Raw genomic sequence first — 22,917 nt, forward strand, 5'->3', positions numbered from 1 at the left:
CGGCCGCCCCCCGCCAAGGGTCAGGTCTTGAAGACGCGGTAGATCGCCGGGATCACCAGCACGGTCAGCAGCGTCGAGGACATCAACCCGAACAGCAGCGAGATGGCGAGGCCCTGAAAGATCGGGTCGGTCAGGATCACCACCGCCCCGATCATCGCCGCGATGGCGGTCAGGATGATCGGCTTGAAGCGGATCGCCCCGGCCTCGATCAGGATGTCGATCTCGGATTTGCCCGCCGGGTCGGCATTGCGGATGAAGTCGACCAGCAGGATCGAGTTCCGCACGATGATCCCCGCCAGCGCGATGAACCCGATCATCGAGGTGGCCGAGAATGGCGCGTGGAAGATCAGGTGGCCCACCATGATGCCAAGGAAGGTCAGCGGCACCGGCGTCAGCACCACCAGCGGCAGGCGGAAGCTGCCGAACTGCGCCACCACGAGGATGTAGATCCCCAGGAGCGCCACCCCGAAGGCCGCGCCCATGTCGCGGAAGGTGACCCAGGTCACCTCCCACTCGCCATCCCACAACAGGGTGACATGGCTTTCGTCGTCGGGCTGGCCGTGCAGGCTCACCACCGGCTTTTCACCGGCGGGCCAGGTCATCTTGTCCAGCGCCGCGTCGACCGCGAGCATGCCGTAAAGCGGCGCCTCGTAGGACCCGGCCAGCTCGCCGGTGACCATCTCGGCAAAGCGGCCGTTGTGGCGGAAGATCGGGTAGCTCGCCTTTTCCGTCGTCACGTTCAGCACGTCGCCAAGCTCGACCACGCCCTTGGCGCCCGGCAGCACGTTGGCCGGGATCGGGGTGGTGAGAAAGCGTTCGTCCATCACCCGGTCCGACTTGTCGCGGGCGACCATGATCGGGATCGGGTCGCGCCCGTCGCCGCGGTTGGAATAGCCGACCGTCGTCATCCCGTTCAGGATTTGCAGCGTGTTGAACACGTCGGATTCCTGCACGCCGTAGAATTCCAGCTTGTCGGTGGATACGGTGGCGCGCAGGCGGCGCGGCTGCACGCCAAAGCTGTTGTCGACATCGACGATATAGGGCACCGACTTGAACGCGGCCTCGATCTTGCGGGCGGCATCGCGGCGGGTCTGCGCGTCGGGGCCGTAGACCTCGGCCAGCAGGGTCGCGATCACCGGCGGGCCGGGCGGCGGTTCCACCGTTTTCAGACTGGCGCCCTCGGGCAGCGCGATGTCGGCGATGCGGTGGCGGATATCGAGCGCGATGTCGTGGCTGGTCCGGCTGCGATCGCCCTTCGGTGTCAGGTTGATCTGCACGTCGCCCTGGTTCGGGTTGGCGCGCAGATAGGTGTGCCGCACCAGACCGTTGAAGTTGAACGGCGCCGCGGTGCCCGCATGGGTCTGCGCCGAGATCACCTCGGGCAGGTCGATGATGCGGCCCGCCACCTGCTGCGCCACCGCGTCGGTGGCCTCGGTCGCGGTGCCCGCGGGCATGTCGATCACCACCGACAGTTCGGACTTGTTGTCGAACGGCAGCAGCTTGACGGTGACGTCCTTGGTATAGAGAAGCGCCAGCGAGCCGAACGACAGCGCCGCCGTGATCAGGAGGAAGGCCAGACTGCGGCCCTTGGTCTTCAGGATCGGCCGCGCCACCCGCGCGTAGATGCGCCCCAGCGGGCCGCCGCCGTGGTGGCCGCCATAGACATCCTCATCGGAATGCGCCGCCATCGAGGCCTTGCCCGCCACCCGCACCATCAGCCAGGGCGTGATGATGACCGCGACGAAGAACGAGAAGATCATCGCGGCCGAGGCATTGGCCGGGATCGGCGACATGTAGGGCCCCATCAGCCCCGAGACGAAGAGCATCGGCAACAGCGCCGCGACCACGGTCAGCGTCGCCACGATGGTCGGGTTGCCGACTTCGGCCACGGCGTCGATGGCCCGTTCGGCCCGGCTGCCCTCGCCCTTCATCGCCCAGTGCCGGGCGATGTTCTCGATCACCACGATGGCATCGTCGACCAGGATCCCGATCGAGAAGATCAGCGCGAACAGGCTGACCCGGTTCAGCGTGTAGCCCATGATCCAGGCGGCGAAGAGCGTCAGCAGGATGGTGACCGGAATGACGATGGCCACCACGATCGACTCGCGCCAGCCGACCGCCAGCAGCACCAGCGCGATGATCGACAGCGTCGCCAGGCCAAGGTGGAACAACAACTCGTTGGCCTTGTCATTGGCGCTGACGCCATAGTCGCGCGTCACCTCGACCGTCATGGTGTCGGGAATGATCGAGCCCTGCATGTCCTTCACTTGGGAAAGGATCTGCTCGGCCACCACGACGGCATTCGATCCGGCCCGCTTGGCGACCGCCAGCGTCACCGCGGGCGACCGTTCGGGCGCGCCATCGGGGCCGCGGATCACGTTCGACACCAGCTGATCGGCGGTATCCTCGACGAAGGCGATCTTGGCGACATCGCCGACATAGACCGGCCGCCCGTCGCGCGTGGTCAGCAGCAGGTTCGCCACTTCGGCGGGCGCGGTCAGGGTCTGCCCGGCCTCCAGGTCGATCATCTGGCCCTGATCGCGCAGCCTGCCGGTGTTCAGCACCTGGTTGGCGCCCTGCACCTTGGCGGCAAGCTGTTGCAGCGTCACGCCGTAAAGCGCGAGCTTTTCCGGGTCGGGCGCGATCCGGATCGCCTCGGGCGCCTCGCCGACAAGGTAGGTCAGGCCGACGTTGTCGATCTTGGAAACCTCGGTGCGCAGCGCCCGCGCGACCCGCGTCAGGTCGTTCGCGGTGACATTCGCGCCCGGTTTGCCCGACAGCGTCAGATCGACGATCGCCACGTCGTTGATGCCACGCCCGACGATCAGCGGCTCGGGGATGCCGACCGGGATGCGGTCCATGTTGGCGCGCACCTTGTCGTGCACGCGCAGGATGGCGGCATCGGCCGAGGTACCAACCTTGAAGCGCGCGGTGACCAGTGCGCCGTCATCGACGGTTTGCGAATAGACGTGCTCGACCCCGTCGATGCCCTTGACGATGGTTTCCATCGGTTCGGTGACCAGCTTCACCGCGTCTTCGGCCTTCAGGCCCGAGGCCTGGATGTGGATATCCACCAGCGGCACGGAAATCTGCGGCTCTTCCTCGCGCGGCAGCGAAGTGAGCGCGACGAAGCCGACCGCCAGCGCCGCGAGGATGAAAAGTGGCGTCAGCGGCGAGATGATGAACATCCGGGTCAACCGGCCGGCGAGGCCGAGTGACCGCTGCTCGGGCGGGGTGCGGGGCGCGTCGCTCATTTCGGGGCCACCGTGTCGCCGACCGCGAGCCCGGACAGAATCTCCACCATCTCGACCCCCGCCACCGTCTGGTGTTCGCCGGGTACCACGGCGCGCAATTCGGTCTTGCCATCGCGCGTGACGCTGACGAAATCGACCCCGGACCGGGTCAGCAGCGCGCTCACGGGAACCATCAGCGCCGCCCGCGTGCCGACCGGCAGACGGACCAGAACACGGGCGTCAACGAAGCTGTCGGGCAGGTCGCTGACCTCGACATCGGCCGTCACCCGGCCGCCCTGGATCAGCGGATAGATCTTGGCCAGCTTGCCCACGGCAGAGCCTGCGGGCGACTTGATGTCGATCGGCGCGCCCTGCTTCAGGGTGGTCGCAAAGCGTTCCGGCACGGCAAGGCGCAGGAAGAACCCGCCGCCGCCCAGCGTCGCCACCGCCTCGCCCGGCTGGATCACCGCGCCCTTGGTCACCGGCACGTCCAGCACCTTGCCCGCGATCGGCGCCAGCACGTCGCCTTCGGCCGCCTGTTCGACGATCACCCGGCGCTGCGCATCGCCCGAGGCGATCTGGTTGGTGAGCACGTCGACCTGGGTTTGCAGCGTGTCGAGCTGCTGGTTCGTGCTGACCCCGCGCGACAGCAGTTCCTTGCCGCGGCTCAGTTCGGTCTGCGCATTGTCAAGCTGCGCCTGGTAGGCCTGGATCTGCGCGTCCATCGCTGTAAGCTGAAACGCGATCTTCTGGTCCACGATGGTTGCGATCTTCTGCCCCGCGGTGACCATGTCACCCTCGGTCACGTCGAGTTCGGTCAGCGTGCCGCCGATCCGGGCGCGGGCCGGGATCCGGTCCCTGGTCTCGATCTGGCCGTAGACCGCTTTCCACTCGGTGATGGTCACGGGGGCGAGCGGCGCACCCTCCTGCGCCAGCACGCCAAGGGGTGCGGCAGACAACAAAAGCGCGGCAAGAAGCGATCGCATGGTGGTGAACCCCCGTGAGGCCAAATCATATTCGACATGATGAATATGTCGTCACGCCGGAGAGCGCAACCCTCTCGACCCCGAAGATACACCTTTTCGGCGATCAGCGCGCGAATGCCGCAGGGGGTGGTTCAGGCCGGGATGACCTCCACCCCCGGCGCCGACAGCCGCACGAAGCGCAAGCCCCTGGCCCGCAGCGCGCGCACCCCCGCGGCTACCCCGGCCCCGGCGGTCCGTTTGGGCTGGTTGACATGGGCGATGATCACCTCGCCGTCGCGCGCCGATGCGATGCGCCGCGCGGTCTCGGCCGCATCCAGCGAGGCGCCCGCATCGCCGTTCAGCGAAAAGCCCGCGATGCGGTAGCCCATCGCCACCACCTGCGCCAGACCGGCGGGCGTATAAAGCGCGGCCGCCCCGCGGAACCAGGCCGGGCGCGACGCCCCGGCGGCCTGCAACAGCGCGGCCCCGCCGGTCACCTCGGCGGCGATTCCGGGCGCCGACCCCGCGGCGTGAACCCGCCACAGCACCATCGGCCGGTCGATCACCGCATAATGATGCGCGCCGTGGTCGCCGATCTCGAACAGGTCGGGATGGTCCAGCAGGGTGCGGAACGCCTCCGGGTTCGCCCGCAGCCAGAGGCCCGAGACGAAGATGGTCGCCGGGATCGCCTCGGCCACCAGCAGGTCAAGGATGCGCGCGTCCACATGCCCGTCGCAGGCGTCCAGCGTCAGCGCCACTGTCGGCTCGGCCGACGGCGCCAGCCGCATGTGCGGCTCGACCAGCCCCGAGGGTGGCCGCGCCGCCAGCACCGGCGTGGCGACGGCGCCCAGCAGCAGCGCGCGGCGGGTCAGGGCAAGGGCGGTCGGCATCGCGGGCTCCAGCTCCGGGGGCCGACCCGAAGGGCCGACGGGGCGACCTCCATCACAGGCCGGTCGCGCCCGCAACTCACATCTTCGCGCGGATCGGGAACCGCCGCGCCCGCCAGCCCGACACCGCCTTCCAGGATCACGCCACGGTCGGCGAAGCCCAGCGCCAGCCGCGCGAACACGCCCGTCAGCATGTCGCAGATCACCAAGGCCAGCCCCTCCAGCGGCTCGGCGGGCAGCAGCAGCTTCGGCCGCCCCATCAGCGCGCGCGCAACCGCCAGCATCCGCTGCTCGCCGCCCGAAAGCTGACCGCCACCGCTCTTGCACCGCGCTTTCAACAGCGGGACCAGCGCATAGGCCTCCTCGATGCTGGTGTCGCCGCGCAGCGTCAGCCCGAACGGCGAGCCGATGACGATCTTCAGCCCGGCCACGACCGCGAACAGCACGCGACCGCCCCCCGACATCGCGGCGGGCCGGGCCCGGTCTGCCTGGGCCGAACATGCCCAACCCGCGACACCGGAGCCAAAGGGAATGCGCGTCGCGGCCGGGCGTGGCGCTCAGGCCAGCAAAGCGTCGATCTCTGCGCGCAACGGCATCGACGGTGCGGTGCCGGGCCGGGTGACGGAAATGCCCGCCGTCGCGCAGCCAAAGCGGACGGCGGCGACCGGGTCCATGCCTTCGGCCAGCGCCGTCGCGAACCCACCGGTGAAGGCGTCGCCTGCGCCGGTGGTTTCCACCACCGGCCCGGCGCTGATCGCGGACACATGCACGGTGCGGGTCGCATCGCGGTAAACCGCGCCCTGCGCGCCCAGCGTGATGACCACGGCGCCGACGCCCTGCGCCAGCAGCCGCCCGGCCGCCGCGGCGGCCTCCTCGGGCGTGCGCACGGGCAGCCCGGTCAGCGCCTCGGCCTCGGTCTCGTTCGGGGTGACGATGTCGCAAAGCGCGAGCAGGCCGGGCGGCAGCGGCGCGGCCGGCGCCGGGTTCAGGATCGTGCGGGCGCCCCCGGCGCGGGCGATTTCCAGCGCGCGGAGGGCGGCGTCCATCGGCTGTTCCAGTTGCGTCACGAACACCGCGGCCGACCCGATCAGCGCCGCGCGCGCCTCGATGTCGGCGGGCGAGATCGTCATCGCCACACCGGGGCACACGATGATCGCGTTGTTGCCGGTTGCCTCCTCGACAAAGATGTAGGCCGCGCCGGTGTAGCTGTCGGCGTGCTGCGTGACCTCGGGGATCACGCCCGCCTCGGCCCAGGTCGCCAGGGCCATGTCGGCAAAGGTGTCGCGCCCCAGCCTGGTGATGAAATGCACCCGGCCCCCGGCCTTGGCCGCCGCCACCGCCTGGTTCGAGCCCTTGCCGCCCGGCCCCAGCTTGAAGCTGTTGCCAAGGATGGTCTCGCCCATGCGCGGCGCGCGGTCGGCGCGATAGGCGGTGTCGGCGACGAAGACGCCAAGGATGACGATCGGGCCCGCCATCTATGCCTCCGGCGGGATCACGCCCTTGCGGAAAAGAAAGCAGCCGTAGAACCGCCGCTCGCCGGTCTGGATCACCGCATAGGCCTTTTTCGCCTCCTCATAGAAGGCGAAACGTTCGATGCCGATCATCGGGCGGGGCCGTCCCTCGGCCGCGTCGATCACGGTCTGGACCTCGGCCTGCACCGGCGGCACCTCGTCCGGCGCCCCCACCACCTCCATCCGGCCCGCGAAATCGGCCACGAAGTTGTCGAGCGGCAGCACCGACAGCACCGCCTGCGCCGCCTGCCCGCAGGTCAGGTTTTCCATCCGCAGCAGATCGCCGTAAACGGTCTGGCGCGCGATGGAATCGGCCGGGAAATTGGTGTCGGCGATCACCAGCGTGTCGCCGTGCCCCATCGCGCGCAGCACGAAAAGCACCTCGGCGTTCAGGCGGTGGTCCAGTCCCTTCAGCATCGCGTGTCCTCCCTCAGCGGCCCAGCAACGGCGCCATCGCGCGCGCCATCGCGGCGCCCAGCACGGCATGAGCCTCGGGCCCGAAATGCACGCCGTCAAGGGGGCTGACGGCTATCCGGGCGCCCGCGTCGAGGAAGGCCGCGCCCTGCCGCCCCGCCACGTCGGCCAGATGGGCGGCAAGGCCCGGCGACTTCAGCGCGGCGCCCTCGAAGATACCGGCCAGGCAGCCCACCTCGACCACCGGCGGCGGCGCGACCAGCATCAGCGCGGGCGCCCCCCCCTGCGGCCCCGCCTGCGCGGCGCGCACCATCAGGGCGAGTTTCTCGACCGACAGCGCGACATCGAGCGCCGTCACCGAGAAGCGCGCCTTGAAGTCGTTGGTGCCCAGCATGATCACCACAAGGTCCAGCGGGGCGTGGCTTTCCAGCAGCGCGGGCAACACGCGCGCGCCGTTGCGGTGCGCGCCTTCGATCGGATCGTCATGCACGGTGGTGCGGCCGGGGTGGCCTTCCTCGATCAGTTGCACCCGCGGCCCCAGCGCACGCGCCAGATGCCCCGGCCAGCGCACCTCCGGGCCGAAGCGCCCGCCACCGCTCAGCGTCGCCATCGGCGCGCTGCCGTGCGTGTTGGAATCGCCGAACAGCAGCACCACGCGGTCGGGAGCGGTCATGGGATGCGGGCTCCGCTGGCACGGTCGAACAGGTGCAGATGATCGGGCCGCGCCCCCAGCGCCAGCGGCTGGCCGACCCGCAGCCCAAGCCGTTCGCGCTGCACCGTCACCACGTCCTGCTGGCCCAGCCGCAGCACGACGTGGGTTTCGGCCCCGGTCGGCTCGATCACCAGCACGCGCGCCTGCAGGCCGGGTTCGGCGATCTCCAGATGCTCGGGGCGGATCCCCACGGTCACCGGGCGGCCCTGGTCCAGCCCGGCGCGGTCGCGCACGTCCATCCGCGCCCCCATCACCTCGACCCAGGCGCCGCCGCCGTCGCGGCGCACCGTGCCCTCGATCATGTTCATCGCGGGCGATCCGATGAAGCCCGCGACGAAGATGTTGACCGGGCGGTCATAAAGCTCCAGCGGCGCGCCGACCTGTTCGATGCTGCCGCCCTGCATCACCACGATCTTGTCGGCCATCGTCATCGCCTCGATCTGGTCGTGGGTGACGTAGACGGTGGTGGTGGCCAGTCGCTGGTGCAGCTCGCGGATTTCGGCGCGCATCTGCACCCGCAGCTTGGCGTCGAGGTTCGACAGCGGCTCGTCGAACAGGAACACCGAGGGTTCGCGCACGATCGCGCGGCCCATCGCGACGCGCTGGCGCTGGCCGCCCGACAATGCACGGGGATGCCGGTCGAGGTAGGGGGTCAGCCCCAGCACCTCGGCGGCGCGATCCACCCGCTTGCGAATTTCGGCCTTGTCCATGCCGCGCATCTTCAGCGCGAAGCCCATGTTGGCGGCGACCGTCTTGTGCGGGTAAAGCGCGTAGTTCTGGAACACCATCGCGATGTCGCGCTCGGACGGCGGCAGGTGGTTCACCAGCCGGCCGCCGATGCGGATCTCGCCCGAACTGATCCCCTCCAGCCCCGCGATCATGCGCAGCAGCGTGGACTTGCCGCAGCCCGAAGGGCCGACCAGCACCGCGAACTCGCCATCGGCGACGTCAACGTCGATGCCGTGCACGACCTCGAGCCCGCCATAGGATTTGCGAAGGGAGCGTACCGTGACTTCAGCCATCCTGCCCGTTTCCCGCGGTTTCTCCAGACAGGACTAACCCGAGACGTTCGGGCTGTCCACGATCTAAACATACTAACATGTTAGAATCTTGACAGACTCCCCCGGCGCTGAGATGGTTCCCCGGTCAGCATCACCCGAACGGCCAAGGCGCCGGATGCGTTGCGGCTGGCCGCCGGGGATCATCGGACAAAGGGCGGACCGAACCGCCGACCTCCCCGACCTGGACAACGGAACGATTTGAACCACTGGGAGGATTGAACGTGAAAGTCGAAATCTACCAAGCGATGATGCGGGCGCAGCTCAGCCGCCGCAAACTGCTGCAGGGCGCGGCCTCGGTCGGCGCCGCGGCCGCGGTCGGCAGCGTCTTTACCGGAATCGGAGTCAAACCCGCCTGGGCCGACGAGTCCCTGCGCGCCGCGATCCTGAAGATTCCGGGCGTGGGCAAGGGCTCGCCCACCGATGCCGACTGGCAGAAGGTCGGGGAAATGACCCTCGGGCCGACCAAGGACCTGGTCAAGCCGGGCGAATTCGCCGGGGTCGAGCTGACCTTCATGGGGCTCAACAACCAGAACCTGCACAACTTCCTGTTCCGCGGTTTCCTGAAACCGTGGGAGGCCTATACCGGCGCCAAGATCAAGTGGATCGACCTTGCGCAGGCCGACTACAACGCCCGGCTTCAGCAATCCATCGCGACCAAGACGGTGGACTTCGACATCATCGAGATGGGCGCCCCCTTCGAGGGCGACACCGCCGGCAAGGGCCTGTTGTCCGAGATGCCCGACTGGGTGAAGAAGTCGATCGACATGGATGACTACGTGGGCTACCTCAAGGCCCCTGTCGGCACCTGGGACGGCAAGACCTACCGCGTCTCGATCGACGGCGACTGCCACAACTTCAACTACCGCACCGACTATTTCGCCAGCAAGGATCTTGCGGCGGCGTGGAAGGCGGCGGGCAACGCCTCCGAGTGGGGCGTGCCGAAGACCTGGCAGCAGGTGCAGGCCGTCACCAAGTTCCTGAAGGGCCAGAAAGACCCGCTGTCGGGCCAGGCGGCCTATGGCTATCTTGACCCGCTGAAGGGCTGGGGCGGCTTCGGCTTCTACTTCCTCGAAAGCCGGGCGACGGCCTATGCCAAGCACCCCGACAACCGGGCCTGGCTGTTCGACCCCGAAACGATGAAGCCCTACGTCAACAACCCGGCCTTCGTGCGCGCCATCCAGGACGTGCTCGACGTGCTGGCCGACCAGCCCGCCGACCAGATCAACGCCGACCCCGGCACCACCGGGTTCCAGCAGTTCCTGGCCGGCACCGGCTCGATGCTGTCGTGGTGGGGCGACATCGGCTCGTCGGCCAAGACCTCCGACAGTTCGGTGGTGGGCGACGTGTCGGGCTATTCGATCCTGCCCGGTTCGGACGACGTCTACAACAACAAGACCGGCAAGTGGGAAAAGCTCGCCTCGGGCCCGAACTACGCGCCGAACATGGCCTATCTGGGCTGGGGCGTCTACGTCATGTCGCGGGTGGACAGCGACAGCAAGAAGCAGAAGGCGGCCTGGTCCGCGGCCGCGCACCTCGGCGGCAAGGACCTCGCGCTCTGGACGGCGGCCTATCCCTCGGGCTTCCAGTGCTACCGCAACAGCCAGAGCAATATCGCCGAGTGGGTCGGTGCGGGCTATGACGAAGCCTACATCAAGAACTACCTCGACAGCCAGTTCGGCAGCTACAACCACGCGAACTCGGCGATCGAGCCGCGCATCCCCGGCATCTTCCAGTACTACTCGGTGGCCGAGGACGAACTGGCCAAGGGCTATGCCGGCAAATACAAATCGGCGCAGGAAACGGCGGACGCCATCGCCGCCGCCTGGGAAAAGCTGACCGACCAGATCGGCCGCGATACCCAGATCAAGCTCTACAAGGCCTCGCTCGGCATGTAAGCCGGGCATGACCCACGGGGCGGCCGGTCACCCGGCCGCCCTTTGCTTCGCAGGGAAAGAAACGATGGCCGATCAGGGCGACCTTCTGCACGTGGTGACGGCGGACGCGATCACGCCCGCGCGCCGCGCTGCCGGGCGCCTGCTGATCTGGGGCTCGGCGGTCGTGCTGGTGGCGGTGGCGGCGCTGCAGTTCCTGCAATCCTACGGCTACGTTCAGATCGGTTTCGCCGACTGGCGTCCGACGCTTTACGCCTATGTCCTGTGGGGGGTCGGCCTCTGCGCGGGGCAGGTCGTGCTGCGCGGCGAACAGGGCAAGCGCACCCTGTTCATCCTGCCCGCCGTGCTGTTCACCGTGGCGATGGTGGTCTTTCCGCTGATCTTCGGGCTGACCATCGCGTTTTCCGACTGGAACCTGTCGTCGCCCGACGGGCCGAAGTTCAACGGCCTCGACAATGTCCGCCAGATGTGGGCCGACCCGTTCTTCTGGAACGCGCTGCTGAACATGGTCTGGTATGTGCTTGCGATCGCGGTGGAATATGCCATCGCCTTCGGCCTTGCGCTGCTGCTGGCCGCCGATATCCGCGCCCGAAAATTCTTCCGCGTGGCGTTCCTGCTGCCGCTGATGCTCTCGCCGGTTGCGGTGAGCTGGATGATCGGCAAGTCGATGATGGAAATACGCTTCGGCCCGCTCGCCCATCTGGCGCGGCTGCTGGGCTGGGACACGCCCTCGTTCTTTGGCAGCCCGTGGATCGCGCGCGGCACCATCATGGCGATGGACGCCTGGACCTTCATCCCCTTCATGATGATCATGATCCTGGCCGGGCTGCAGTCGATCCCGAAGGAGTTGCAGGAGGCCGCGCGGGTCGACGGCGCCTCGGCCTGGAAATCGTTCTGGGAGGTGACATTCCCGCTGATGCTGCCGGTCTCGATCACCGCCGTGATGATCCGCATCATCTTCAAGCTCAAGCTGGCCGACATCATCATCAACGTCACCTCCGGCGGGCCCGGCGGCGCCACCGACAGCGTGTCGAGCTTCATCTACCGCGAATACCGCGACCGCTCGAACGTGGGCTACGGCACCCTGTTGGCGATGGTCTATCTGGTGCTGATCGTCGTCGCGATGACGGTGCTGATGAAGCTTGCCGACCGCTGGATGAACCCGAGGTACTGACGTGACCGACACCGCGCAGATCTTCCACGATGCCCCCATCGACCGCGCCTTCCGCGCGCGCCGTTTCGGCGGGCGGGTGCTGATCTACGGCATCCTGCTCTTGTGGACGCTGATCTGCCTGTTCCCGGTCTTCTGGACCGTCACCACCTCGTTCAAGACGGCGGCCACCGTGATGAAGGGCAACATCCTGCCCTGGTGGGGCTACACCCCGACCTGGCTTGGCTGGCGCTCGCTGGGCCTGTCGCCCGACACGATCGGCGATGTCTCGACGGTGCGCGACGAGTTCATGAAGCGGTTCCTGAATTCCACCATCATCTCGGTCTCGGCCTCGGCGCTGGCGGTGGCGCTGGGAAGCTGCGCGGCCTACGGGCTGTCGCGCTTCAGCTACAAGTTCCTGTGGATGCGCAACCCCGACATCTCGTTCTTCTTCCTCAGCCAGCTCATCCTGCCGCCGGTGGTGCTCGCCCTGCCCTTCCTCGTGGTCTACAAGGATCTGGCGCTGCTCGACACCCGGATCGGCCTGATCCTGCTCTATACGCTGACTGTGCTGCCGATCGTCATCTGGATCATGCGCGACCAGTTCGGCTCGATCCCGATCGAGCTTGAGGAGGCGGCGCTGGTCGATGGCCTGTCGATCTGGGGCGCCTTCCTGACCATCGTGCTGCCGATCGCGCTGCCCGGCATGGTCGCCGCCTTCATCCTGTCGCTGGTGCTGACCTGGAACGAGTATTTCTTCGCCGCGCTGCTGACCTCGACCAACGCGGTGACGCTGCCGGTGATGGTGGCCAGCCAGACCGGCTCGCAGGGAATTTCGTGGTGGTCGATGGCCGCGCTGAGCTTTGCCGCCATCCTGCCACTGATCGTGATCGGCGTGGCGCTGGAACGCTACATCATCAAGGGCATGGCGGCGGGGGCGGTGAAGTGACCGCAGGGCGCGATTTTTCGCAGAAGAATCGGGCACGCGCGTGCTGAAGGGCATCGACCCGCGGCTGTCGGCCGAGATCGTGCACGCGCTGATGCTGATGGGGCACGGTGACGATCTGGTGATCTGCGACGTCAACCACCCCGCCGCGACGATCGCGAAAGAGACCACCTACGGTCGGCTGATCGACATGGCCGGATGCGACATTCCCACCGGGGCGGCGGCGATCCTGCGGCTGATGCCGCTCGACACCTTCGTACCGACGCCGGTGACGCGGATGCAGGTGGTGGGCGACCCCGCCGCGCAGATGCCGGTGTTCGCCCGGATGCAGGCGGTGATCGACGCCGCCGAGGGGCGAGCCCTCACCATGCAGGCGCTGGAACGCTTCGCCTTCTACGAAGCCGCCAAGCGCGCCTTCTGCATCATCCGCACCGCCGACAGCGGGCCCTACGGCTGCTTCATCCTGAAGAAGGGCGTGATCGACCTGCCGCCGCTGGCCTGACTATTCAAGGTTCGTGTGGTTCGCCCGCATCTGCTCGGGCGTAACGCCCAGCATCGCCCGCAGCCGGTTCACCATCACCTCGAACAGCACGAACAGCGCGCCTTCGTAAAGCGACCCCATCGGCAGCACGGCGCTGGCGCCGGTGGCGAGATCGCGCGCCATCGTCTGCGCCGGGATCGCCAGCACAAGGTCGGCCAGCGCCGCGGCGGGGGTGGCAGGTTCCGCCGTCAGGAACAGCACCCGCGCCCCCGCCGCCTTCGCCACCCGCATCAGCGCCGTCACCGTGGCCAGTTCACCCGGCCCGGCCGAGCACAGGAACAGATCGCCCGGCCCCACCGGCGGCGCGGCCATGTCGCCCTGCATCGCGACCGGGCGACCAAGGTGATGCAGCCGCATCGCAAGGCCCCGCAGTTGCAGCCCCTCGCGCCCGCAGCCATACAGCACCACCACCCCCGCCGTGGCGATCTCGGCGCAGGCGGCCTCGACCGCGCGCGGGTCGATGCCCCGCAGCGCGGCGCCCAGTTCCGCCAGCGCCATGTCGAACGGCGGGGTCATCGCCCGACCTCGGCCATCAGGTCGCGCGTGCGATCATAGAGCGCGCGAAAGATCGGGGTGGCCCTCGCATAGGCCGGTTGCGGCACCGGCGTCACCGCCCCGGCGGCAGGGTTCCAGCGGTCGATGTCGCCCTCCGCCACCCGGCCGACGGCCAGCGCGGCGAGGAAGGCGTTGCCATAGGCCGCGCCCACCAAGGTGCGCCGCAACTCCTGCGGCAGCCCGCCCGCGTCGGATGTGGCCTGCAGCCACAGCCGGTTCCGGGTGCCGCCGCCCACCGCAAGAATACGCTGCGGCGCCTGGTCGGCATCCCGAAAGGTGTCGAACACATGCGCGGTGCCGAAGGCGATCCCCTCGATCAGCGCGCGGTAAAGGTCGCCGCGCGTGTGGGTCAGGTTCAGTCCGAACACCATGCCGCGCGCCGCCGGATCGTGGATCGGCGTCCGCTCGCCCGAGAAATAGGGCAGCACGATCAGCCCGTTCGCCCCCGGCGGCGAGGCTGCCGCCTCCTCGGCCAGCGTGGCAAAGGCGGTGTCGGCGGGCAGATCGCGCGCGAACTGGTCACGGAACCAGTGGGTCAGCGTGCCCGAGGTCGCCAGCCCCGCCATGCTGGCGTGCTGGCCGGGGAAAAGCCAGGGCGCATACCACAGCCGCGCATCCCGCACCCGGTTTGCCGTCACCTGAATGATGAAGACGGTGGAGCCGTACATCATCATCATGTCGCCGGGGTGCCGCACCCCCACGCTGACCGCCTCGGCCGCCGCGTCGATGGTGCCGCAGGTCACCGGCGTCCCGGCCGCAAGGCCGGTTTCGGCGGCCGCCGCCGCCGTCACCTGCCCCGCGATTTCGGTCGACCACATCAGGCGCGGCAACCGCTCAAGTGCCACGATGTCGGGCGCCAGATCATCGGCCCAGTCCAACCGCGCCACGTCGTAAAGCGGGCTGAAACTGGCCGCGGTGTAGTGGTCGATCACGCATTCCCCGGTCAGCCGCTGGATCAGAAAGGTGGTGGAGGTGACGATCTTCGCGGCCCGGCCGTAGACCTCGGGCCGGTTCCGCTTCAGCCACAGGATCTTGGGGCCCACCGACTGGCTGGTCAGCGCGTTGCCGCAGCGGGTCAGGATCGTGTCGGCCCCGATCCGATCGGTCAGTTCGGCAATCTCCGCCGCCGCGCGGGTATCGACGCCGTAAAGCACGCCGTTCATCAGCGGGGCGCCGTTTGCATCGACCGGCAGCATGCAGGGCCCGATGGCGGAACAGGCCACCGCCGCAATCTCCTCCGGCCTCACCTGAGCCTCGGCCAGCAACGCCTTGCAGATGTGGACGAAATCGCCCCACCAGTCGTCCTCGGGGCGGTGTTCGGCCCAGCCCGGTTGCGGCACCAGCATCTTGTGCGGGCGCGTGGCCGTGGCGACGATCGTGCCGTCGGCGGCGACCAGAACGCCCTTCGACTCGAAGGTGCCGATATCGATGCCCAGCGTGACGCTCACCGCACCCCCCGCGACAGGTCGAACCCCGGCCCGATCGCGGCCAGCGCCGTGTCCAGCAGCGTCACAAGCGACGAAAGATCATCGGGATCAATGACTTCCATGGCGGAGTGGGAGTAACGCATCGGGAAGCCCACGTCGAGGCAGGCAACCCCCTCCGGCCCCATGAACTGCACATAGGAAAGGTCGGTCAGCGCGCCGGTATGGGCCGAGCGTTGCAGCGGCAGCCCGGCCCGCGCCGCGGCATCCTCCATCACCCGCACCAGCGCGGGATGCGGGATCACCCCGTTCAACGTGCCGCGGCCGTGGAACGAGTAAAGGCTGATCCCCGGCCCGCCCCCCAAACGCACCTCGCCGCGCGCGGCCATGTCGGGCGTGTCGCAGGCCAAGAGCAGGTCGATCTGCAGCGCGATGTCGGGGGCGAGCGCGGTGGCGGCGGGCAGCACGCCGCGCAGGTTGTATTCCTCCTGCACCGACCAGACGAGGTGCACCGTCGGCCCGGCCCGTCCCCGCAGCCGCCCGGCCAGCGCCAGCAGCACCGCGCAGCCCGCCCGGTCATCGACCGAAGTGCCCGCGATCCGCCCCCCGGCGAGGTCCAGCACGCGCGGCAGATAGACCACGGGGTCGCCGATCCGCAGCCCCGCCGCCTCGGCCTCGGCCTTGCTGGCGAAACCGGCGTCGACGTAAAGCTCGGCATAGGGCAGCACCCGGTACTTTTCCTCGGGCGTGGTGGCGTGGTGGCTCTTGTTGGCGATCACGCCCGGCAGGTCGCCCGTGCGGGTGCAGATCAGCACCGCCTGCGCCGCCAGCGCGCGTTCCGGCACGCCACCCAGCCGCTCCAGCCGGATCAGGCCGTCGGCGTCCACCTTGCGCACCACGAAGCCCAACTGGTCCATGTGGGTGAACACCATCACCGAAGGCGCCGCCGGGTCGCCCGGCAGCGTGGCGATCAGGTTGCCCAGCCGGTCGCTGCGATGCGCGATCCTCAGCGCATCGAGATGCGCCGCGATCGCCGCCGCCACGCGTTCCTCATGCCCCGACAGGCCGGGGATCAGCATCAGCTCGCGCAGCAACGCGCGCATCATGGCCGCCGCGCCGCCCGCACGCGCGCCATGAAATCGCGCGCGCGCTCGGGGTCCACCGCGTTCCAGGTGTGGCCATCGACCTTCAGCGCCGAGCCGACGATGCAGCCGTCGGCGACCCGCAGCACCTCGGCCACCGTCGCGTGTTTCACGCCGGTGTTGGCCAGCACCGGCGTATCCGGCAGCACCTTCTTCACCGCCTCCAGATCGCCCATCGCCGCGGCCTCGCCGGTGATCGCGCCGGACACCAGCACCGCATCGGGGATCGAGGAAAACACCGCGCTGCGCGCCCGGTCGGGCAACGGGCGGCGGTCGAGGCTGTCGGCGAATTCGGCCGACACGTTGTAAAGCATCGCCACCCCCTTCGCGCCCAGCCGGTCGCGGTAGCGCATCGCGGCACCGGCATCGGGGGTCCAGGGCCCCATGTCGCTGGCGTAGGTGCCGGTGAAGATCTCGCGCACGAAGGCGGCGCCGGTGGCGGCGGCCAGCGCCACCGTGCTCATCGGATCCCACAGCACGTTGACGCCGAAGGGCACCGTGATCTCGGGGCGCAGGCGGCCGATCACATAGGCCATCGTGGCGGTGGAGGCGGCGTCCACCGCGAACTCGTAAGGCCGGTCGTTCTCGTTGCCGAACATCACCGCATCGACGCCCGCCGCCTGCAGCGCCGCAAGGTCGGCGCGCGCCGCGGCGACGATGCCGTCCACCCCCGTCTCGGCATCATAAAGCGGGGCGCCCGGCAGCGCAGGCAGATGGACCATTGCGATCACCGGCTTTCCCGGCCCGAACACTTTCTGGAATCGATTCATCGGCCCCCGCCCCGCTCTTTCGACCAGAACCTAGCGCGGAAGGCATTGGGTCGGAAGATATTTCATACTAGCATGTCAGCGCAGGCAGGGAGGATCGGATGACACTCAAGACGCGGCACTGGGACCGGCTCGGCAACGGCGGGCTGACCTTCACCGAACTTGGCTTCGGGGCGGCGCCGCTGGGCAACCTCTACCGCGCGATTTCGGATGCCGAGGCCGAGGCGGTGCTCGACATGGCCTGGGAGGCCGGCGTGCGCTACTACGACACCGCGCCGCTCTACGGCCTCGGCCTGTCGGAGACGCGGCTGAACCGGTTCCTGCGCGGCAAACCGCGCGACGCCTACGTGCTGTCAACCAAGGTCGGGCGGCTGCTGAAGGCCACCCCCCCCGACCGGCGCGACGGCTTCGGCAAGTGGTTCGAGGTGCCGTCGCGGACCGAGGTGATGGATTACAGCTACGACGGCGTGATGCGCAGTCTGGAGTTCTCGCTCGAACGGCTGGGGGTGGACCGGGTGGACATCCTGCTGGCCCACAGCCTCGACGCCTTCGACCTGGGCAGCGAGGCGCGCGTCGTGGAGAAGCGCGCCGAACTGATGGCCGGCGGCTACCGCGCGCTGACGGACCTGCGCGCGCAGGGCGTGATCACGGCCTTCGGCGCCGGGATCAACGACTGGCGGTCGGCGCAGTGGCTGGCGGAACACGGCGATTTCGACCTGTTCCTGCTGGCCGGGCGCTATACGCTGCTGGAGCAGGAGGCGCTGAAAACCTTCCTGCCGCTGTGCAGCGCGCGCGGCATCGGCATCGTCGTCGGCGGCCCCTATAACTCGGGCATCCTCGCCACCGGCCCGCGCCCCGGCGCGTTCTACGACTACAACCTCGCGCCACAGGCGGTGCTCGACCGCGTGGCCCGGATGGAGGCGGTGTGCAAACGCCACGGTACCCGCATGGTTGATGCGGCGTTTCAGTTCCCGCTGCGTCACCCAGCGGTGGTCTCGGTCATCCCCGGCGGGCAGGGCACCGCCGAGATGACCTCGAACATCGCGGCGGCGGCGGCGGTGATCCCGCCCGCGCTCTGGGCCGATCTGAAGGCCGAGGGGCTGATGCGCCCCGACGCACCGGTGGGGTGAAGGCATGCAGATCGACGCGCATCAGCATTTCTGGAACCCGGCGCGCGGCGATTACGGCTGGATGCCGAAGGACGACCCGGTCCTGAGCCAAAGCTACATGCCGCTGGACCTCGCGCCCGAGATCGCGGTGGCGGGGGTCGATGCGACGATCCTGGTGCAGGCGGCAGCCACGGTCGAGGAAACCGAATACCTGCTGGGCATCGCCGACGCGACGCCCTTCGTGGCGGGCGTCGTCGGCTGGATCGACTTTGAAAACCCGGCGCAAGCGGCTGTTCTAAAACGGCTTTCCGGTCACCCGAAATTCAAGGGCGTGCGCCCGATGATTCAGGACATCGCCGACGACGGCTGGGTGCTGCGTGACGACGTGCAATGGGCCTTTCGCGCCGTGGCCGACCTCGGGCTCAGCTTCGACGCGCTGGGATTTCCACGCCATCTCAAGAACTTCCTGACCATTCTTCAGCGTTACCCCAGCCTGCGCACGGTCATCGACCACTGCATGAAGCCGCAGATCCGCACTCATAGCCCGCAGTCCTACGCCACCTGGGCCGAGGGCATGGCCCGGCTCGCCGAAACCGGCGCGCATTGCAAGCTGTCGGGCCTGATCACCGAGGCGGCGCCCGGCTGGAGCCTCGCCGACCTTGCCCCCTACGCCGCCCATGTGCTGGAGGCGTTCGGGCCGGACCGGGTGATGTGGGGGTCCGACTGGCCGGTGTGCCGGTTGCGCGGCGAATACGGCGACTGGCGCGACGCCGCGCTGGACCTGACCGGGGGGCTTTCCGCGGTTGACCGCGCGATGGTGTTCGGCGGCACGGCGGCGGCCTTTTACCGGCTGGGCTGAGGTCAGGCCGGATCGAACAGCTCGGGCCGCTCCCGTTCCAGGGGTTCCAGCAAGGTGATCAACTGGCGCAGGTGGCGCCGCAGCGCCGCGCGCGCGGCCTCGGGGTCGCGCGCCTCCAGCGCCGCCAGCACGGCGCGGTGCTCGGCCAGCGTGGCGGCCACCCGGCCCGGCACCGGCAGGATCAGTTGCCGCGCCCGGTTCACATGAACCCAGGCGGTGTCGGCGACCTGACCGAGCTTGCGGTGCCCGGTGAAGGCCAGCATCAGCGCGTGCAACTCGCCGTCCAGCGCGTGGAAGCCCGCGACATCGCCGTCCTGCATCAGCGCCTCCTGCACCCGCAGATTGCGGCGCAATTGCACCAGTTGGCCCTCGGTGATGCGCGGCGCCAGGTATTCGACGGCGGCCAGTTCGATCGCCTCGCGCAGGAAGGCGCCCTCGCGGATCTCCGGCATCGAGAATCGCGCGACGAAGGTGCCGGCCTGCGGCACCACATCCACCAGCCCCTCGGCCGCAAGGCGCGCGATCGCCTCTGACACCGGCGAGCGCGAGACGCCAAGCGTCGCGCAGATCTGCGGCTTGCGCAGAACCTCGCCGGGGCGATAGGCCAGGCCGATGATGGCCTCGCGCAGCGACAGGTAGGTCTTCACCGCCAGCGAGCCCGTGAAGGCCTCGATCGGCCGCAGCGGCACCCTGGCCGGAGATTGCGCTTGCGAAGGGTCGTCCGAGGTCTGTAGCATGCTAATATGTTAGTCATGACGCCCCGCGCAGGTCAAGCGCCGGGCAAGGGGGCAAGATGGAACCGCAAACCGGCAAGGACGCCATTCGCCTGAACCCGGCCGACAACGTGGTGATCGCGTTGAAGGATCTCGGGATCGGGGCCGTCGCCGCGGGGGTGACGCTGTCCGAACCCGTGAAGCGTGGCCACAAGATCGCCGCCACCGGCCTGCCCGCAGGCACACCGGTGATGCGCTACGGCCAGACCATCGGCGTTGCCACGCAGGATATTCCGGCAGGGGCCTGGGTGCATACTCACAACCTCGGCATGGGCCCGCATTCGACCGATTACGCCTTTGGCGAAGATTGCCGCCCGCTGCCCCCCGCCCCCGACCTGCGCACCTTCAACGGCTACCTGCGCAGCGATGGCAAGGTGGGCACGCGCAACTATCTGGGCATTCTGACCTCGGTGAACTGCTCGGGGTCCGTCGCGCGCTTCATTGCCGAGGCGGCGGAAAAGGCGCCCTGGCTGGCGGAGTTGAAGAACGTCGATGGCATCGTGCCGATCGTGCACCAGACCGGCTGCGGCATGTCGGGCAAGGACGAGGGTTACCACACCCTGTTCCGCACCCTGGCGGGCTATGCGCGGAACCCCAACTTCGGTGGCATCCTGCTGGTCGGCCTCGGCTGCGAGGTGCTGCAGATCCCCGATCTGGTCGGCAAGGACAAGCTGCGCGAGGATGGCAACTTCCGCTACATGACGATCCAGGGCGAAGGCGGCACCCGGCGCACCATCGAACACGCGCTGACGGTGCTGCGCGAGATGGGCGAGGTTGCCAACCGCGCCACCCGCACGCCGCAGCCGGTCAGCGCCCTGACCGTCGGCCTGCAATGCGGCGGCTCGGACGGCTATTCCGGCATCACCGCCAACCCCGCGCTGGGCTATGCCTCCGATCTGCTGGTGCGCCACGGCGGCACCACGATCCTGTCGGAAACGCCCGAGATCTATGGCGCCGAACACCTGCTGACCCGCCGCGCCGTTTCCCCCGAGGTCGGCGAAAAGCTGATCGAGCGCATCCGCTGGTGGGAGGATTACACCGCCCGCAACCAGGGCGAGATGGACAACAACCCCAGCCCCGGCAACAAGCGCGGCGGGCTGACGACGATCCTTGAGAAATCCCTCGGCGCCGTCGCCAAGGGCGGCACCGCGCCGCTGTCGGGCGTCTACAAATACGCCGAACCGATCACCACGCCGGGCTTTGTCTACATGGACAGCCCCGGCTACGACCCCGCCTCGGTCACCGGCCAGATCGCGAGCGGCGCCACGCTGATCGTCTTCACCACCGGGCGCGGCTCGGTGTCGGGCTACAAGCCGTCGCCTTGCATCAAGCTTGCCACCAACACCGAAATGTATTCCCGCATGTCCGAGGACATGGACCTGAACTGCGGCGACATCATCACGGCGGGCGTCAGCGTCGAACAGAAGGGCATCGAGATTTTCGAGGCGATGATCCGCACCGCCTCGGGCGAGCAGACGAAAAGCGAAGAGCTTGGGTTTGGCGGCGCGGAATTCGTGCCGTGGCAGATCGGCGCGGTGATGTAGGAGAATGGCGATGCGGCTGAGCGGAAAGACGGCCTTCGCCACGGCGGCGGGCGCGGGCATCGGGCTGGCGACAGTGCGGGCGTTTGCCGCCGAGGGCGCGCGGGTGATCGCCACCGACCTCAACGCCGGGGCGCTGGCAATGCTGGCCGCCGAGGGGATCGAGACGCATCCGCTTGACGTGACCGACGCCGCTGCCGTACAGGCGATGGCCGATCGGGTCGGCGCGGTCGACATCCTGTTCAACTGCGCGGGCTATGTGCACCACGGCAGCATCCTTGACTGCGACGAAACGGCGTTCGATTTCAGCTTCGGCCTGAACGTCAAGGCGAATTACCATGTCACCCGCGCCTTCCTGCCCGCGATGCTGGCCAACGGTGGCGGCTCGATCGTCAACATGGCCTCGGCCGCATCGTCGATCATCGCGGCGCCCAACCGCTATGTCTATGGCGCGACCAAGGCCGCAGTGATCGGGATGACCAAATCCATCGCCGCCGACTTCATCACGAAAGGCATCCGCTGCAACGCGATCTGCCCGGCGACGGTGGACAGCCCCTCGCTGCACGACCGGATGCGGGCGCTGGGCGATTATGAAACCGCCCGCGCCGCCTTCATCGCGCGCCAGCCGATGGGCCGCATCGGCCGCCCCGAGGAAATCGCGGCGCTGGCCGTGTTTCTGGCCAGCGACGAGTCGAGCTTCATCACCGGGCAGGCGATTGCCATCGACGGCGGCTGGACGAACGTGTGACGATCCGGCGTGATCCGCGACGGAACCGCGCTAGATAGGCGTTCAAGACTCGCATAGCTGGAGGCCCTCATGAAACGCGCCTGGATTCTGCTCCCCTTCGCCCTCGCCGCCTGCGGTGCGACGATCCCGATGTGGTCGAAGGATTACCGCACCGCCGCGACCACCCGCAGCTACGCCGCCGCCCCGGCGCAGGTGCTGGCGGCGGCGCGCACGGTCGTGCAACTGTCGGGCGTGCCGCGCGACGTGCAGATCGCCGACACCGCGGGCGGCATCGACGCGCACCGCTATTTTGAGGGGTTCCTCGGGATGGCCCCGATCACCGACGACTACCGGTTCAGGGTGACGGCGACCCCCGACGGCAAGGGCACCGCGGTCGGCCTGTCGATCTCGGCCCGGCGCACCGACATCGCCGGGAACGAGGATATCGGCGTCTCGCCGCTGTTGACCGGCGAAGATGTTCAGGTCGCCGGCCCCTATACGCTGTTCTTCGCGCGGATGGATTACCTGCTGGGCAAGCGGGCCGATTGGGTCAGTTGCGACGCGGCCCCCGCCACCCTGGGGGTCAGCGTCGCGCTTGATCCGCTTTGCGCCCATTCGCCGGATGCCGCCCCGCCGCCGCGCGGCTGATCCCCGGTGCGGTCGGCCCTTCACGGCGGCGGGAAAACAGGATAAACACGCGCGCCGCCT

General features: G+C 68.6%; 22 protein-coding genes. 9 read left to right on the forward strand and 13 right to left on the reverse strand.

Features of this window, described 5'->3' with window-relative positions; genetic code table 11:
• Positions 1-20: 20 nt before the first annotated feature.
• The 8 genes from AC11WY_RS15650 to AC11WY_RS15685 form a co-directional block, all read right to left on the reverse strand.
• Positions 21-3,254 (reverse strand): efflux RND transporter permease subunit, encoded by a 3,234-nt coding sequence (locus AC11WY_RS15650; protein ID WP_482927164.1) that lies wholly within the window; start codon positions 3,252-3,254, stop codon positions 21-23.
• Positions 3,251-4,219 carry an efflux RND transporter periplasmic adaptor subunit gene (locus AC11WY_RS15655; protein ID WP_482927166.1) on the reverse strand — a complete coding sequence of 323 codons (969 nt, stop codon included), beginning with the start codon at positions 4,217-4,219 and terminating at the stop codon, positions 3,251-3,253. Before AC11WY_RS15655 ends, AC11WY_RS15650 begins: the two co-directional genes overlap by 4 nt.
• A 131-nt stretch (positions 4,220-4,350) precedes the next feature.
• Positions 4,351-5,088, reverse strand: coding sequence for a polysaccharide deacetylase family protein (locus AC11WY_RS15660; RefSeq protein ID WP_482927168.1), 738 nt, complete (start codon positions 5,086-5,088; stop codon positions 4,351-4,353).
• Positions 5,067-5,531: an ATP-binding cassette domain-containing protein gene (locus tag AC11WY_RS15665; RefSeq protein ID WP_482927170.1), complete on the reverse strand. Its 465-nt coding sequence runs from the start codon at positions 5,529-5,531 to the stop codon at positions 5,067-5,069. The genes AC11WY_RS15660 and AC11WY_RS15665 overlap by 22 nt, the downstream gene beginning before the upstream one ends.
• A gap of 111 nt (positions 5,532-5,642) precedes the next feature.
• Positions 5,643-6,560: a ribokinase gene (locus AC11WY_RS15670; RefSeq protein WP_482927172.1), complete on the reverse strand. Its 918-nt coding sequence runs from the start codon at positions 6,558-6,560 to the stop codon at positions 5,643-5,645.
• Positions 6,561-7,013 (reverse strand): RbsD/FucU family protein, encoded by a 453-nt coding sequence (locus AC11WY_RS15675; RefSeq protein ID WP_482927174.1) that lies wholly within the window; start codon positions 7,011-7,013, stop codon positions 6,561-6,563.
• A gap of 13 nt (positions 7,014-7,026) precedes the next feature.
• Positions 7,027-7,683, reverse strand: a complete 657-nt coding sequence (locus tag AC11WY_RS15680; RefSeq protein WP_482927176.1) for an SGNH/GDSL hydrolase family protein — start codon at positions 7,681-7,683, stop codon at positions 7,027-7,029.
• A complete protein-coding gene (locus tag AC11WY_RS15685) occupies positions 7,680-8,744 on the reverse strand; it encodes an ABC transporter ATP-binding protein (protein ID WP_482927178.1) in 1,065 nt (354 codons plus the stop codon). The genes AC11WY_RS15680 and AC11WY_RS15685 overlap by 4 nt, the downstream gene beginning before the upstream one ends.
• Positions 8,745-9,004: 260 nt before the next feature.
• Here AC11WY_RS15685 and AC11WY_RS15690 point away from each other — a divergent pair, with 260 nt between their 5' ends.
• The 4 genes from AC11WY_RS15690 to AC11WY_RS15705 all read left to right on the forward strand — a co-directional run bounded on the left by AC11WY_RS15690 (position 9,005) and on the right by AC11WY_RS15705 (position 13,273).
• The gene (locus AC11WY_RS15690; RefSeq protein ID WP_482927180.1) at positions 9,005-10,678 is read left to right on the forward strand and encodes a twin-arginine translocation signal domain-containing protein; all 1,674 of its coding nucleotides are present in this window, start codon (positions 9,005-9,007) and stop codon (positions 10,676-10,678) included.
• Between the two features lie 64 nt (positions 10,679-10,742).
• Positions 10,743-11,849 carry a carbohydrate ABC transporter permease gene (locus tag AC11WY_RS15695; RefSeq protein ID WP_482927182.1) on the forward strand — a complete coding sequence of 369 codons (1,107 nt, stop codon included), beginning with the start codon at positions 10,743-10,745 and terminating at the stop codon, positions 11,847-11,849.
• 1 nt (position 11,850) lies between these two features.
• On the forward strand, positions 11,851-12,774 hold the full coding sequence (locus AC11WY_RS15700) for a carbohydrate ABC transporter permease (protein WP_482927184.1): 924 nt from the start codon (positions 11,851-11,853) through the stop codon (positions 12,772-12,774).
• 40 nt (positions 12,775-12,814) lie between these two features.
• Positions 12,815-13,273 carry an RbsD/FucU family protein gene (locus tag AC11WY_RS15705; protein ID WP_482927186.1) on the forward strand — a complete coding sequence of 153 codons (459 nt, stop codon included), beginning with the start codon at positions 12,815-12,817 and terminating at the stop codon, positions 13,271-13,273.
• Here AC11WY_RS15705 and AC11WY_RS15710 read toward each other — a convergent pair whose 3' ends face one another.
• The 4 genes from AC11WY_RS15710 to AC11WY_RS15725 are packed head-to-tail and all read right to left on the reverse strand — an operon-like array spanning position 13,274 to position 17,203.
• On the reverse strand, positions 13,274-13,828 hold the full coding sequence (locus tag AC11WY_RS15710; RefSeq protein ID WP_482927188.1) for an SIS domain-containing protein: 555 nt from the start codon (positions 13,826-13,828) through the stop codon (positions 13,274-13,276).
• The gene (locus AC11WY_RS15715; protein ID WP_482927190.1) at positions 13,825-15,315 is read right to left on the reverse strand and encodes an FGGY-family carbohydrate kinase; all 1,491 of its coding nucleotides are present in this window, start codon (positions 15,313-15,315) and stop codon (positions 13,825-13,827) included. The genes AC11WY_RS15710 and AC11WY_RS15715 overlap by 4 nt, the downstream gene beginning before the upstream one ends.
• Positions 15,312-16,394 (reverse strand): M42 family metallopeptidase, encoded by a 1,083-nt coding sequence (locus AC11WY_RS15720; RefSeq protein ID WP_482927192.1) that lies wholly within the window; start codon positions 16,392-16,394, stop codon positions 15,312-15,314. The genes AC11WY_RS15715 and AC11WY_RS15720 overlap by 4 nt, the downstream gene beginning before the upstream one ends.
• The gene (locus tag AC11WY_RS15725) at positions 16,394-17,203 is read right to left on the reverse strand and encodes a BtpA family protein (RefSeq protein ID WP_482927194.1); all 810 of its coding nucleotides are present in this window, start codon (positions 17,201-17,203) and stop codon (positions 16,394-16,396) included. Before AC11WY_RS15725 ends, AC11WY_RS15720 begins: the two co-directional genes overlap by 1 nt.
• Before the next feature lie 98 nt (positions 17,204-17,301).
• On the opposite strand from AC11WY_RS15725, the gene AC11WY_RS15730 reads away from it, so the two are divergent.
• The gene (locus AC11WY_RS15730; protein ID WP_482927196.1) at positions 17,302-18,330 is read left to right on the forward strand and encodes an aldo/keto reductase; all 1,029 of its coding nucleotides are present in this window, start codon (positions 17,302-17,304) and stop codon (positions 18,328-18,330) included.
• Positions 18,331-18,334: 4 nt separating this feature from the next.
• The gene (locus AC11WY_RS15735; RefSeq protein WP_482927198.1) at positions 18,335-19,168 is read left to right on the forward strand and encodes an amidohydrolase family protein; all 834 of its coding nucleotides are present in this window, start codon (positions 18,335-18,337) and stop codon (positions 19,166-19,168) included.
• 2 nt (positions 19,169-19,170) lie between these two features.
• Here AC11WY_RS15735 and AC11WY_RS15740 read toward each other — a convergent pair whose 3' ends face one another.
• Positions 19,171-19,905 (reverse strand): GntR family transcriptional regulator, encoded by a 735-nt coding sequence (locus tag AC11WY_RS15740; protein ID WP_482927200.1) that lies wholly within the window; start codon positions 19,903-19,905, stop codon positions 19,171-19,173.
• Between the two features lie 56 nt (positions 19,906-19,961).
• Here AC11WY_RS15740 and AC11WY_RS15745 point away from each other — a divergent pair, with 56 nt between their 5' ends.
• From AC11WY_RS15745 to AC11WY_RS15755, 3 genes are all read left to right on the forward strand, one after another.
• Positions 19,962-21,485 carry a UxaA family hydrolase gene (locus tag AC11WY_RS15745; RefSeq protein WP_482927202.1) on the forward strand — a complete coding sequence of 508 codons (1,524 nt, stop codon included), beginning with the start codon at positions 19,962-19,964 and terminating at the stop codon, positions 21,483-21,485.
• 4 nt (positions 21,486-21,489) lie between these two features.
• A complete protein-coding gene (locus AC11WY_RS15750; protein ID WP_482927204.1) occupies positions 21,490-22,230 on the forward strand; it encodes an SDR family oxidoreductase in 741 nt (246 codons plus the stop codon).
• 69 nt (positions 22,231-22,299) lie between these two features.
• On the forward strand, positions 22,300-22,857 hold the full coding sequence (locus AC11WY_RS15755; RefSeq protein WP_482927207.1) for a hypothetical protein: 558 nt from the start codon (positions 22,300-22,302) through the stop codon (positions 22,855-22,857).
• The last annotated feature ends 60 nt before the right edge of the window (positions 22,858-22,917 follow it).

The sequence above is a fragment of the Solirhodobacter sp. genome (assembly GCF_964715405.1).

Excerpts from the sequence above, each read along its gene's own strand:
- AC11WY_RS15650 (WP_482927164.1), bottom strand. The coding sequence starts at position 3,254 with ATGAGCGACGCGCCCCGCACCCCGCCCGAGCAGCGGTCACTCGGCCTC.
- AC11WY_RS15655 (WP_482927166.1), bottom strand. The coding sequence starts at position 4,219 with ATGCGATCGCTTCTTGCCGCGCTTTTGTTGTCTGCCGCACCCCTTGGC.
- AC11WY_RS15660 (WP_482927168.1), bottom strand. The coding sequence starts at position 5,088 with ATGCCGACCGCCCTTGCCCTGACCCGCCGCGCGCTGCTGCTGGGCGCC.
- AC11WY_RS15670 (WP_482927172.1), bottom strand. The coding sequence starts at position 6,560 with ATGGCGGGCCCGATCGTCATCCTTGGCGTCTTCGTCGCCGACACCGCC.
- AC11WY_RS15675 (WP_482927174.1), bottom strand. The coding sequence starts at position 7,013 with ATGCTGAAGGGACTGGACCACCGCCTGAACGCCGAGGTGCTTTTCGTG.
- AC11WY_RS15680 (WP_482927176.1), bottom strand. The coding sequence starts at position 7,683 with ATGACCGCTCCCGACCGCGTGGTGCTGCTGTTCGGCGATTCCAACACG.
- AC11WY_RS15685 (WP_482927178.1), bottom strand. The coding sequence starts at position 8,744 with ATGGCTGAAGTCACGGTACGCTCCCTTCGCAAATCCTATGGCGGGCTC.
- AC11WY_RS15695 (WP_482927182.1), top strand. The coding sequence starts at position 10,743 with ATGGCCGATCAGGGCGACCTTCTGCACGTGGTGACGGCGGACGCGATC.
- AC11WY_RS15710 (WP_482927188.1), bottom strand. The coding sequence starts at position 13,828 with ATGACCCCGCCGTTCGACATGGCGCTGGCGGAACTGGGCGCCGCGCTG.
- AC11WY_RS15720 (WP_482927192.1), bottom strand. The coding sequence starts at position 16,394 with ATGCGCGCGTTGCTGCGCGAGCTGATGCTGATCCCCGGCCTGTCGGGG.
- AC11WY_RS15725 (WP_482927194.1), bottom strand. The coding sequence starts at position 17,203 with ATGAATCGATTCCAGAAAGTGTTCGGGCCGGGAAAGCCGGTGATCGCA.
- AC11WY_RS15730 (WP_482927196.1), top strand. The coding sequence starts at position 17,302 with ATGACACTCAAGACGCGGCACTGGGACCGGCTCGGCAACGGCGGGCTG.
- AC11WY_RS15735 (WP_482927198.1), top strand. The coding sequence starts at position 18,335 with ATGCAGATCGACGCGCATCAGCATTTCTGGAACCCGGCGCGCGGCGAT.
- AC11WY_RS15740 (WP_482927200.1), bottom strand. The coding sequence starts at position 19,905 with ATGCTACAGACCTCGGACGACCCTTCGCAAGCGCAATCTCCGGCCAGG.
- AC11WY_RS15745 (WP_482927202.1), top strand. The coding sequence starts at position 19,962 with ATGGAACCGCAAACCGGCAAGGACGCCATTCGCCTGAACCCGGCCGAC.
- AC11WY_RS15750 (WP_482927204.1), top strand. The coding sequence starts at position 21,490 with ATGGCGATGCGGCTGAGCGGAAAGACGGCCTTCGCCACGGCGGCGGGC.
- AC11WY_RS15755 (WP_482927207.1), top strand. The coding sequence starts at position 22,300 with ATGAAACGCGCCTGGATTCTGCTCCCCTTCGCCCTCGCCGCCTGCGGT.